The organism is Bradyrhizobium sp. UFLA05-89, from assembly GCF_059803475.1.
This window is the reverse complement of the sequence record NZ_JBANBA010000270.1, coordinates 1-1354: the sequence shown is the minus strand read 5'-3', so window position 1 is coordinate 1354 and position 1354 is coordinate 1. Positions and strand designations below refer to the sequence as shown.

The 1354-nt window shown below is 64.9% G+C and carries 1 protein-coding gene; it reads right to left on the bottom strand.

What is annotated here, in order from left to right; all coding sequences use genetic code 11:
• A partial coding sequence (locus tag SO139_RS46205) for an AMP-binding protein (RefSeq protein WP_498542156.1) occupies positions 1-1320 on the bottom strand: 1320 nt, incomplete at its 3' end.
• Positions 1321-1354 lie beyond the last annotated feature (34 nt).

Below are 1354 nucleotides of genomic sequence, written 5' to 3'. Positions count from 1 at the left end.
CACCGCCCCAAACGGAACAGGCCCACGGTGACCGTCAAGCAGATATACCTGCGTGTTCGCAATCGGACGGCCGATCGGAGGCAATCGCGACCAGCATGATGGGTCAGCAGCGAGACGGTGCTCCGTGACCACGTGGGTTTCTACGGGCCCGTACTGATTGATCAATCTCGCGCTTGGGTGCACTTCGAGCAACGACTTGAGCACTGGAGTCCCCTGCAATTGCTCGCCCGCTGTATAGATCTCACTTAGCGAGGGCAGCAGCACTCGATGCGAGGCCCAGACTTCCGCAAAATGGTGAAGGACGACAAATGGTAGGAAAAGTCGTTCGATAGCCTCAGCCCGCACAAACTCCATTAGGGCGGAGACGTCCGAACGGACCTCTTCTTTGACGAGGACGAGCGCGCCTCCGTCCCTCCAGCAACTGAAGAATTCCTGCAATGCGACGTCGAAGTTCAGCGTTGTAAACTGAAGGGTGCGCCGTTTGGGCGCGCCACGCTCCGGCGAGCACGAAAGCAAATTCAGAAGCGAGCAATGGGACATTTCGACGCCCTTGGGAGTGCCTGATGATCCCGAGGTGTAGATCACATAGGCGAGGTGGCGCGCGCTCAGGCCGAGCGTGCGCGGGTCCGGATCGGAAGCCGGCAGGTTCGCCCAGGCCGGCGTTGCCGCGTCGAGATCCACCACGCTCACACCGGCCAGCGCGTCGCTGCCCAGCGCGGCACGGCCGGCCGCATCGGCCAGCAGCAGACGCGGCGCCGCATCCTCGAGAACCTGCTTGAGCCGCGCCGACGGATAGGCCGGATCCAGCGGCAGATACGCGCCCCCCGCCTTGAGGATCGCCAGGAGCCCGACCACCATCGCGACGCTGCGCGCAAGACAGATCGCCACCGGCTGGTCCGGCTTCACTCCGAGCCCGATCAGATGATGCGCCAGCTGGTTGGCCCGCGCATTGAGCTCGCCATAGCTTACGCGCTGGTCCTGATCGACCACCGCCACCGCATTCGGCGCCTGGCGCACCTGGGCCTCGAACAGCTCATGGATGCACTGCTGCTCGGGATACGGCGCCGCCGTCCGGTTCAGCTCCTCCAGCAGATACGCGCGCTCATCGGCCGGCAGGATGTCCAGCTCCCGCACTGGCATGTCCGGCGCCCGCTCCAGCGCCTCCGCCAGCTGCGCCAGCGTCTGCTGCATGTAGCCGCAGATCCGATCCGCCGAGATTGGCTCCGCCACCTGCACCGTCAGCCCGAGCGCCTCGCCAAAATCCTCCACCGACAAGGTCAGCGGATAGTTGGTGCGTTCCTCCCCGCCCAGCCATTCCACACCGGGTAGCCCGGCATCCGCTCCGCAAGCGAGC